The following is a 9,061-nucleotide window of genomic DNA, read 5'->3' on the forward strand; positions in this document are numbered from 1 at the left end:
ACACCTGGGGCTGTAGCGCAGTGGTAGCGGCGTCTCGTTAGCGCATCGAGAAAGGTCAGGGGTTCGATTCCCCTCAGCTCCACCACAAGGTCGTTGTTCACACCGGCGACATCACCGCTGTGAGTTCCACCTTCCCGCCGCCTGTCCTGTCCGGCGGATGACGAGGGTCTGGACCTCCTGTTCGGATGCGAGCGGTCGAGGGGCACGGTTCCCGCGTAGCGAGCCTGCACCAGCCTGGCGCGTTCATCGCGCAGCGCGTCACGTTCGATTTCGTACCCCTGGCTCTCTTGTTCGGCGATCGCGCCGGCTCGGAGTGGACCGTTTCGGCGAGCGGGCCATGAGGGGGTGTCATCGAGTCCGGGACGTCGTCGCCTCAGCTCCGGCGGACTGACTCGCGCGCGGGGTCTTGATGAACAGCGACAGCGCGGCGGCGGCGAGCACCGTGACGATGGCGACGGTGAAGACCGTGTCGAGGGCGTTCAGGAACGTCAGGTGCGCCGCGTGGATGACCTCGCCGGCGAGGGGACCGCCGAGTTGCTCGCGGAGCTGTTCCTGGGTTCCGGCGGGAAACCCGAGCGCGACGCTCTCGTGCAGGCCGGCGTCGGCACCGAGGTCACCGACGAGTTCGGCGGGTGCGCTGGTCGCCCGGACGGCTTGGGGGCGAAGGTCTGGGCGACGATGCTGGAGATGATGCTCCCGAACACGGCGATGCCCAGGGTGCCGCCGAGCTGTTGGGTGGCTTGTTGGATCCCGGAGGCGACACCGGACTGCGCCTCGGGGGCGCTGCCGACGACGAGGTTGATGGCCGGGACCAGCAGGAACCCGGCGCCGGCGCCGGCCAGCAGCAGTGCGGGTGCCAGCGACAGCACCGAGGAGTCGGTGTCGAGGCCGAGCAGGATGAGCAGTGATGCGGTGATGGCGCCGGCTCCGATGAGGACCGTGCCGCGGCTGCCGAGGCGTTCGGTGGTCCATCCGGCCAGGGGCGAGGCGATGGTGAAGATCGCGGTCAGCGGCAGCATCGCCAGGCCGGTCGCGATGGCCGTCCTACCTTGGAGGCCCTGGAAGAAGAACGTCAGGTAGAACATGATCGCGAAGAACACGAACATGGTCACCACACTGAGCACGCACCCGATGGCGAAGGTCCGGTCGCGGAACAGCGCCAGGGGCACCATCGGGCGGCGCGCACCCGGGCCTCGATGAGGATGAAGCCCGCCAGCAGGACGAGCCCGGCGACCAGGAAGCCGATGGTGCCCGCCGTCCAGCCGTTCTCCTGGATGGCGGTAATGCCCCAGATGACAGCGACCATCGAGGCCACCAGGGTGACGGCTCCGGCGAGGTCGAGCCGCTCGCGGGACTGCGGCGGTGAGTGCTGCAGCACCCGAGCGCCCACCAGCACGGCCAACAGCCCGAAGGGCAGGTTGACCAAGAACACCAGGTGCCAGCTACCCAGCGCCATCAGCGCCCCACCCAGGAGCGGACCCGACGCAAGGGCGGCAGCGGTGACCGCGCCGAAGACGCCGAGTGCACGAGACAGCGCGCCGGCGGGGAACGCGGTGCGGATCAGCGCGAGTCCGGCCGGGCCGATCGCGGCGGCGAAGACCGCTTGTAGGACGCGCCCGGCGATCAGCATCTCCACGCTCACCGACACCCCGCACAACAGTGAGGCAAGGGTGAAGCCGCCGACGCCGATGAGGAAGACCCGCTTGTGCCCGAGCCGGTCGGCCACCGTGCCCGCGGGGATCAGCAGACCGGCGAAGACCAGCAGGTAGCCGGTGGTGACCCACTGGATCTGAGTCGGGCTGGCTTCCAGATCCGCGGCGATCGCGGGGTTGGCGACGGAGACGATCGTGCCGTCGAGCTGGATCACCATGATCCCTAGCGCGACCGCCAGCAGTGTCAGCCACGAACGCCTGCTCACTGCGGCGGGAGCGGTCGATGGGCTGTCGTGGTCGGGCGAAGCCGTCATCGCGGTTCCTTCCTTGTGCACTGCGCAAGTTTGACTTGCGCACCGTACAAGAGACTTGCGCAGTGCACAAGAAGGTTCGTAGGGTAGGGCTCGTGGCCACCGAACGACTCGACCGGCAGCGCGTCATTGCCGCCGCCGTCGCCCTTCTGGACGCCGAAGGTCTCGACGCGCTGAGTACTCGGCGACTCGGCACGGTCCTGAACGCCTCGGCGAACGCGATGTATTGGCACGTCGGCAACATGGACAACCTCGTCGGTCTCGCCGTCGACACGGTCTTCGCCGAGCTCGAACTGACCAGCGGCGACGAGTCGTGGCGGGGTCGGCTTGCCGCCACCGCCCGCGAACTGCGCGGACTGTTCACCGGCCACCCCTGGCTGACCGCAGCATTCAGTGCCAATCCCCGCATCCACGGACCAGGCATCGTGCGGTTCCAGGACCACCTGCTCCAGGTCTGCCACCAGGCCGGCTTCGCCGGATTCGACCTCGACTGGGCCGGTGCGACCGTGTTCTCCTACGTCGTCGGTGACGCCTGGGGGCGGACCCCGCCGCCCGGCAGCGAGTCAGCGGATGCGGCCGAGCTGGTCGAGCAGGTCAAGGCCGACCTCGCCGACCACCCACTGCTCCTGGAGCGCTACATCGCCCTCGCCGGCGCTGACCCGGCCGACGTCAACGACGCCAGCTTCGAGTTCGGACTCCGCACCCTGCTCGACGGGCTCCAAGCCCGCCTCGAACACCACGGTCAGGGTGTGCCGCCGGCGAGCTGACCGGCGTCTGGCGTTCATCTGCATGGCCGGCCGTGCCGCCCACGGCCCGCATCGGATCAGCGAGGCAGCCCACCGCAGCGCGACGGCGAGAAGCGCCGGCACCGTACTGACGATGGCCGTGCCCAGCGCACCGATGGCCTCCATGGCGAGGCCGCCGGTAACGCCGACAGCTTCACCGGGCTGCTGGCTTCGCGGATCGTCGCGACGCCGGCGAACGCAGGCTTCTTCATCGTCCGGCCGCCGCCGCGGCGCGTTCGCGGTTGGCACGGATCTCGTCGTGGTGGTCGGCAGCCCAACCGATCAGGGAGGTGACGATCTCGTGGAGGCCGTGCCCCAGCGGGGCGAGGGCGCGTACTCGACGCGCGGGGGACCTCGGCGTAGGCGGTGCGGGTGATCAGGCCGTCCTGGTGGAGCTGGCGCAGGGTGAGGGTGAGCATGCGCTGGGAGATGCCGGGGACCTGTCGTTGCAGGTCGGTGTAGCGCAGTGGTCCTGACTGCAGGACCGCGATGATCAGCAGGCTCCACTTGTCGCCGACGCGGTCGAGGGTCTGGCGGATGAAGTCCATGTGTTCGGCAGGAATGGCCGCACACGGCCCGATCGCCGCCGCTCCTGCTGCCGTCTCTCGTTCCGCGGTCGTCTCCATGACGCACATTCCTCTCCGGCACGCACACCGATGTGCCTTTTGTATCGCCTCCCATGCTGGTCCATCATGGCGTTACGCACAAGTCGTAAGTAATGGAGGCGCGTGATGAAGGTGGAGATCTGGTCCGAGGTGACCTGCCCGTGGTGCGGGCTGGGGAACCACCGGGTGGCCAGGGCCGTCGAGCGGTTCGAGCACTCGGACGAGGTGGACCTGGTCCACCACTCGTTCCCGCTCAGCGGCAGCTTCCGGAGGGGCGCACCTTCTCCGTCCGTGAGGCCCTGCTCCGCCAGCACGGTATCGGCGGCGACCGGGCCGAGGCCTCGACCCGGCGGATCGAGAAGCTCGCCGAGAGCGAGGGCCTGACCCCCTACCGGGTGCTGGACAACGAGGTCGGCAACACCGATCTGGCGCACGAGTTCCTCGCCCACGCCAGCGCCCAGGGCCGCAACCGCGAGGCCTGGGACCTGATCTTCGGGACCTACTTCGGCAGGGCCGAGCCGGTCTTCTCCCCGGAGGACCTGCTGGGTCTGTCCGACGAGCTCGGCCTGGACCGCGAGCAGACCCGCCAGGCCCTGACCGACCGCCGCTACCGCCGGCAGGTCCGCGACGACGCGGCCCGCGCCCAGCGCCTGGGGGCGGCCGGTGCGCCGTTCATCGTCGTCGACGGCCGCTACGGCGTGCCCGGCGCCCAGGACAGCGACAGCCTCCTCGAGCTGCTGCGCACGGCCTGGGACGACAGCCACCCCCTGACCCTCGCCACCGCCGGCGGCGATGCCCCGGTCTGCGGACCGAACGGCTGCGCCGTCCCCGAGCGCGCCTGATCCACCCCCTGAACTCACCCCTGCACTCCTCGAAAGGCACTGCGATCACCATGAGCACCCTGCTGGTCCTCGGCGGCAGCGGCCGCACCGGCGCCCACGTGCTGGAGCATGCGGCCCGGCGCGGCCACCTCGTCCGCGCGCTGGTCCGCAACCCCGACGCGGTGCGGGCGCCGGCCGGCGTCGAGCTGGTCCAGGGCACCCCCGCGAACATCGACGACATCCGCCGGGCCGCGAAAGGCACCGAGGCGGTGATCAGCGTGCTGAACAACGCCCGCGCGTCCGACAACCCGTGGGCCAAGCCGGTCAGCCCGCCGACGTTCATGGCCGACGCCGCCCGCGACACCCTCACCGTCATGGGCGAGCAGGGCATCCGCCGCATCGTGTTGACCTCCACCCAGGGCGCGGGCGACGACTGGGCTCGGCTCAACCCGCTGGTCAAGGCGTTCATCACGCTGTCGAACGTCAAGGTGGGCTTCGACGACCACACCGGCGTCGACCAGGTCGTGCGCGCCTCGTCCGACGTCGACTGGACCCTGGCTCGCGCCGTCGCCCTGACCGACAAGCCCGCCTCCGGTCCCGTGCGAGCGGCCGAGGCCGGCACCGAGAAGCCCGGCACGACGATCAACCGCGCGACCTCGCCCGGTTCCTCGTCCAGACCGTCGAGGACGACGCCTGGATCCGCCAGGCGCCCCTGGTCTGGAACGCACGCCGCTGACCCACTCCGTGATCCGCATCCGCCTCATGCGCAACAGCGCTCCGAGCTCGGATGCGCCGTCCGTCGATCGCGACGCCGGACCGGAGTGACCTGACAGCAACCGGCACCCCACCTCCCGAGGAGCGCGAGGACACCAGCATGACCAGCACACTCAGCGGCAAGACCGCCCTCGTCACCGGATCCAGCCGCAGCATCGGCCGGGCCATCGCGCTCGGCCTCGCCCGCGAGGGGGCCCTGGCCGCCGTGCACTACGGACGCGACGAGCAGGCCGCCGAGCAGACCGTCGACCTCATCGAGAAGGAGGGCGGCCGGGCCTTCGCCGTCGGCGCGGAGCTGGGCACGCCCGGCGCCGTCGACCAGCTCCTCCACCAGCTGGAGGCAGGACAGCGCGACCACACCGGGGAGGCCGTCCTGGACATCCTGGTGAACAACGCCGCCGCGACGACGCCCGCCGGCAGCGCCCCGGAACAGGTGCCCGCCGAGCAGATCGACGAGATCTTCGCGGTCAACGCCAAGGCCCCCTTCTTCCTCGCCACCGACCGGGCGCGCTGGATCACCGGAGCCGCCCTCGACGCCACCGGCGGCAGCCTCTCGGGGCGCAGCCCGCTCCGCCCCGTCCCGGCTCTTCCCCTCTCCCCGAAGGAGTCCACCGCTGATGAACGTCTTCCTGTGGATCGTGCAGGTCGTACTGGCCGGCATGTTCGCCATGGCCGGTGTCATGAAGGTCGCGCAGTCCAAGGACAAGCTCGTCGAGAAGCTGCCCTGGGTGGCCGACTTCTCGGCCGGCACCGTCCGCTTCATCGGCATCGTGGAACTCGCCGGCGCCCTCGGGCTGATCCTGCCCGCGGCCACCGGTATCGCCACCGTGCTGACGCCACTGGCCGCCGTCGGCCTCGGAGCGACGATGCTGCTCGCCGCGACGTACCACGCCCGGAAGAAGGAGTTCTCCGCGATCGGCTTCAACGCCGTCCTGCTGGTCCTCGCCGTCCTGGTGGCCTGGGGCCGCTTCGGCCCGTACGGCCTCTGAAGCCGCCCGTCACGAGAAAGAGAGTTCCCTGGATGAATGCCGGACAGGTCGACGCCGATCGATCCTCGAAGAAGGCTCGGTTCATCAAGCTCGGACCGGGCGAGGCCCTGGAGACCCGCGTCGACATCGCACCGCTCTACCTGCTCAAGGCGGGCGCCGCTCACACCGACGGCCAGTACTCGGTCCTCGAGGTGTCGGTGGGTCACGAACTCCCACTCCACATCCATGAGACCGTCGACGAACTCTTCTTCCTGTTGGACGGCACGCTCCGGGTGACCTTCGACGACGAGCAGCACGAGGTCGGCCCGGGCAGCTTCATGTTCCTGCCGGCGGGGGTTCCCCATGCGATCAAGCCGCTGGGGGAGACCGTGCCGCGTGTTCTGCAGATCTCGGTTCCCGGAGGTTTCGAGCACTTCATCGAAGACATGGTCGAGCTCCAGGCCAAGGGAGACGCGATGGAAATCGATTCCGAGGAGTTCCGGGAGTTCGCGCGCAAGCACGACTGGACCCTGATCGGGTCGACCGGAAGCGCCGATCCCGACCCCGACCGACCGCAGGCCTCGTAGCCGCGGACGACGACCCACCGCCACACGGCCGGGCCCGACGGGGTCCGGCCGTACGGCGTCGCGGGCTACGGTCGCCGCATGGCCGCCCCGCCCGCACCCACCGTCCGTGCCGCCGTCCCGGCCGACGCTCCCGGCATCGCCGACGTCTGCACCCGGGCGTACCGGGCCACCTACCGGGACCTGCTGCCGGAGTCGTTCGTCGACGACGTCGTCGCCCGCTTCTACGACGAGGCGCGGGTCCGCGCCGAGACGGTCCCGCCCCGCCGCACTGGCTGGGCTACGTGGTCGCCGAGGAGGCCGGCTCCGTGGTCGGCGCGGCAGGCGGAGCGGTCACGGGCGAGGGGGTCGGTGAGCTCTACGTCCTCTACCTCGACCCGGACCGTCGGGGCGAGGGGATCGGCACCCGGCCGCTCGACCACGTCACCGGGCAGCTGCGTGGCCACGGTGCGACCGAGATGTGGGTGAGCGTCGCCGAGGGCAACGACCTGGGCATCCCGTTCTACCGGGCCCGTGGCTTCGTCGAGCACGACCGCGTCCCGATGCACACCTCCGACGTGGCCGACGGGCTGTGGTCGCTGCGCATGCGCCGGGACATCACCCGACCGGACTATTGATGAGCCTAACCTCACCTGATGGGGTACGACGGCGCCGGCGAGGGACGCCGCCGTGGAGGTGGCGCAATGGTGCGGGCACGGGCACGACTGGGCGGACTGATCGCGACGGTGCTGGTCGCCGTCGTCCTGGCGGGGTGCGGTGGACCCGCCGCACCCGCCGCGGCACCCACCGGGGCGACGATCGAGCACCGCTACGGCACCACGACGGTCCCGGCGCAGGTCGAGCGCGTCGCCACGGTCGGCTGGAACGACCAGGACTTCGTGCTGGGGCTCGGGGTCGTCCCCGTCATGACCCGCTCGTGGTTCGACGCCTACTGGAGTTTCCCGTGGGTGCGGGCCGTGACGAAGGGGGCCGAGGTCCCGCGGTCCGGTGAGGACGGCATCGACCTGGAGGCCGTCGCCGCGAGCCGGCCGGACGTCATCATCGCGATCTACGAGGACATCGACGAGGACATGTACCGGAAGCTGTCCGCGATCGCGCCGACCGTCGTGCAGTCCTCCGCGTACCCACCGGAGAAGACCCCGTGGGACGTGCAGCTGCTCACCACGGGCAAGGCCATCGGCCGGGAGGACCTCGCCGAGCGGCGCGCGGCCGGAGTCCGTGACCGGATCGCCGCGGTCCGCGCGGCCCACCCGTCGTTCGCCGGGAAGGTGCTCGTCGAGGACTTCGGGCCGGAGAACGGCGGGCACTACCTGATCCCGGCCGGCGACCCGCGGCGCGCGCTGTTCGACGCGCTCGGCTTCGCGACGCAGGAGCACTCCGGGGACGTCAGCGAGGAGCGGCTGGACCTGCTCGACCGCGACGTGCTGTTCGTCAACGGCGCGACCGAGCAGCAGATGACGGCGTCGGTGCCGTTCGCCCGACTCGACGTCGTCCGTGAGGGCCGGACGCTGTACACGACGTTCTCCGACCCGCTGGGTGGCGCGTTGTCCTACGGCGGCCCGGACGCGTTGCTGTACGCGATCGACCAGCTGGAGCCGCAGCTCGCCGCCGCGACGAACCGCTGACCGCTCAGGCGGTGTGGGTGAGCGTGGCGGCCACCCCGGTCGCCCCGGCCAGCACCAGCACCTCCACCGCGGCCCACGCCAGCACCGGGAGCCGCCCGGCCCGCAGCCGGGACCGGGCGACGCCACCGAGCGCAGCGGCGACCGCGAGCAGCACGATCTTGGTGGCGACGACCGCGCCGTAGGCGGTCGTGACCAGCTCGACGGGTGAGGAGAGCCGTGCGGTGGCGGCGAGCGCCCCGGACACCCCCAACGCCACCACGGCGCCGAGCGCGAGCCGGGAGAACCGCGGCAGCGCGACCGCGAGCACGTCCGCGTCGCGGGCGGTGACCAGCACTGCGCCCAGCCCGCCGAGCCACAGCAGCGCCGCCGCGACGTGCACGACGACCGCGGGCACCGCGAACCAGGCGACCGTGGACGCCGCGGTGTGCCCGGTCGCCACCGGGGCCGCCGCCGCGACGACGACCAGCACCAGCGCGAGCGCGGCGGGCCCCGGCCCGGTGCCCGGCCGCGCGGGGCCGCGACCCGGCGACCCCGGCCAACGCCAGCGCCGCGGCCACCGCGACGAGCTGACCGGCCCCGGCGCGGGGTCCGGTCAGGAACTCCAGCACGTCCGGTCCGCGGACCTCGGTGAGCCTCCGACCGGACACCAGCGCGCCGCGGACGAACGTCTCCGCCACCAGCACGGCCGACCACAGCGGGGCGGCGGCGGTCAGCACCCGGTCCGCGCCCGGCGTCCGGCCGGGGGCGAGCAGCACGGCCAGCGCCGCCCCCGCCGCGACGACCGCGAGGAGGTCGGCCGCGGCGCGCGCGAGGGTCTGCGCGAGGTCCACGGCGACCCCGTCCGGCCCGATCCCGCCGGTGACCACGGCGACGACGACCGCGGCCCCGAGCAGCACGGCACCCCACCCGGCGACGGTCGGAGCGGGCTCGCGCACC

12 protein-coding genes, 1 tRNA gene and 2 pseudogenes are annotated in these 9,061 nt (G+C 71.6%); 11 read left to right on the plus strand and 4 right to left on the minus strand.

From position 1 onward, the window contains the following. The first annotated feature begins 6 nt into the window (after nucleotides 1-6). Nucleotides 7-85 (plus strand) — tRNA-OTHER (locus KPL59_RS13895). Nucleotides 86-488: 403 nt separating this feature from the next. On the opposite strand, the gene KPL59_RS35655 is transcribed toward KPL59_RS13895, so the two are convergent. Further along, a complete protein-coding gene (locus KPL59_RS35655; protein WP_374111628.1) occupies nucleotides 489-1,106 on the minus strand; it encodes an MFS transporter in 618 nt (205 codons plus the stop codon). A 2-nt stretch (nucleotides 1,107-1,108) separates the two neighbouring features. Next, entirely contained in the window at nucleotides 1,109-1,966 is an 858-nt protein-coding gene (locus KPL59_RS35660; protein WP_255677064.1) for an MFS transporter, read from the minus strand. A 92-nt stretch (nucleotides 1,967-2,058) separates the two neighbouring features. Between KPL59_RS35660 and KPL59_RS13905 the strand changes: the two genes are divergently transcribed. Continuing rightward, the gene (locus KPL59_RS13905) at nucleotides 2,059-2,730 is read left to right on the plus strand and encodes a TetR/AcrR family transcriptional regulator C-terminal domain-containing protein (RefSeq protein ID WP_226358591.1); all 672 of its coding nucleotides are present in this window, start codon (nucleotides 2,059-2,061) and stop codon (nucleotides 2,728-2,730) included. 56 nt (nucleotides 2,731-2,786) lie between these two features. On the opposite strand, the gene KPL59_RS13910 is transcribed toward KPL59_RS13905, so the two are convergent. Continuing rightward, nucleotides 2,787-3,374 carry a helix-turn-helix domain-containing protein gene (locus KPL59_RS13910; protein ID WP_226361045.1) on the minus strand — a complete coding sequence of 196 codons (588 nt, stop codon included), beginning with the start codon at nucleotides 3,372-3,374 and terminating at the stop codon, nucleotides 2,787-2,789. A 105-nt stretch (nucleotides 3,375-3,479) separates the two neighbouring features. On the opposite strand from KPL59_RS13910, the gene KPL59_RS35665 reads away from it, so the two are divergent. From KPL59_RS35665 to KPL59_RS13945, 8 genes and pseudogenes are all read left to right on the plus strand, one after another. After that, nucleotides 3,480-3,737 (plus strand): DsbA family protein, encoded by a 258-nt coding sequence (locus tag KPL59_RS35665; protein WP_255677066.1) that lies wholly within the window; start codon nucleotides 3,480-3,482, stop codon nucleotides 3,735-3,737. Next, nucleotides 3,734-4,195 carry a DsbA family protein gene (locus tag KPL59_RS35670; protein WP_255677068.1) on the plus strand — a complete coding sequence of 154 codons (462 nt, stop codon included), beginning with the start codon at nucleotides 3,734-3,736 and terminating at the stop codon, nucleotides 4,193-4,195. The genes KPL59_RS35665 and KPL59_RS35670 overlap by 4 nt, the downstream gene beginning before the upstream one ends. 50 nt (nucleotides 4,196-4,245) lie before the next feature. Then, nucleotides 4,246-5,004: an NAD(P)-dependent oxidoreductase gene (locus tag KPL59_RS13920; RefSeq protein ID WP_226361046.1), complete on the plus strand. Its 759-nt coding sequence runs from the start codon at nucleotides 4,246-4,248 to the stop codon at nucleotides 5,002-5,004. Between the two features lie 44 nt (nucleotides 5,005-5,048). After that, nucleotides 5,049-5,435 (plus strand): annotated as a pseudogene (locus tag KPL59_RS37700) (SDR family NAD(P)-dependent oxidoreductase); the annotation flags it as partial. A 130-nt stretch (nucleotides 5,436-5,565) separates the two neighbouring features. Next, the gene (locus tag KPL59_RS13930; protein ID WP_226358596.1) at nucleotides 5,566-5,937 is read left to right on the plus strand and encodes a DoxX family protein; all 372 of its coding nucleotides are present in this window, start codon (nucleotides 5,566-5,568) and stop codon (nucleotides 5,935-5,937) included. Between the two features lie 32 nt (nucleotides 5,938-5,969). Continuing rightward, nucleotides 5,970-6,503 (plus strand): cupin domain-containing protein, encoded by a 534-nt coding sequence (locus tag KPL59_RS13935; protein WP_226361049.1) that lies wholly within the window; start codon nucleotides 5,970-5,972, stop codon nucleotides 6,501-6,503. A gap of 281 nt (nucleotides 6,504-6,784) precedes the next feature. After that, complete coding sequence (locus tag KPL59_RS13940; RefSeq protein ID WP_226361047.1) at nucleotides 6,785-7,117, plus strand: N-acetyltransferase; 333 nt, start codon at nucleotides 6,785-6,787, stop codon at nucleotides 7,115-7,117. Between the two features lie 66 nt (nucleotides 7,118-7,183). Beyond that, complete coding sequence (locus tag KPL59_RS13945; protein ID WP_226353531.1) at nucleotides 7,184-8,125, plus strand: ABC transporter substrate-binding protein; 942 nt, start codon at nucleotides 7,184-7,186, stop codon at nucleotides 8,123-8,125. 4 nt (nucleotides 8,126-8,129) lie between these two features. Here the strand turns inward: KPL59_RS13945 and KPL59_RS13950 are convergent, their stop codons facing one another. Then, nucleotides 8,130-8,564: a CopD family protein gene (locus KPL59_RS13950; protein ID WP_226361048.1), complete on the minus strand. Its 435-nt coding sequence runs from the start codon at nucleotides 8,562-8,564 to the stop codon at nucleotides 8,130-8,132. Here KPL59_RS13950 and KPL59_RS13955 point away from each other — a divergent pair. Continuing rightward, nucleotides 8,536-9,061 (plus strand): annotated as a pseudogene (locus KPL59_RS13955) (hypothetical protein); the annotation flags it as partial. The gene KPL59_RS13950 and the pseudogene KPL59_RS13955 sit on opposite strands and share 29 nt — an antisense overlap.

The organism is Pseudonocardia sp. ICBG1142, from assembly GCF_020496255.1.
Classification (GTDB): Bacteria; Actinomycetota; Actinomycetes; order Mycobacteriales; family Pseudonocardiaceae; genus Pseudonocardia.